Source organism: Limosilactobacillus rudii (genome assembly GCF_014145455.1).
GTDB lineage: Bacteria > Bacillota > Bacilli > Lactobacillales > Lactobacillaceae > Limosilactobacillus > Limosilactobacillus rudii.
Genome location: NZ_JACIVB010000037.1, coordinates 1 through 230, shown reverse-complemented (window position 1 = coordinate 230; position 230 = coordinate 1). Strand labels below are relative to the sequence as shown.

Below are 230 nucleotides of genomic sequence, written 5' to 3'. Positions count from 1 at the left end.
ATACTTTCTCGACCGCTACCACTGCCTACAGAAAATTGAACGTACTCTAGGACAGCGAAACGAGTTAACCATGCAGGCAGTTAAGGCTGTCCGTCGTCATAATAAAGCCGAGCTAACGGAAAAACAAACAGACGACCTAATGCACTTAAGAAAGTATCTACAGAGGAATTGGCAGTATATCCCCTCACCACAAAGGCGCGGATTTAAGGAAATTCATTTAATCGGTTCAG

Annotated in this window: 1 pseudogene; it reads left to right on the top strand. The window is 43.9% G+C overall.

Going from position 1 to position 230, the window contains the following annotated elements:
* Window positions 1-230: pseudogene (locus H5S39_RS02355) on the top strand (ISLre2-like element ISLre2 family transposase); the annotation flags it as partial.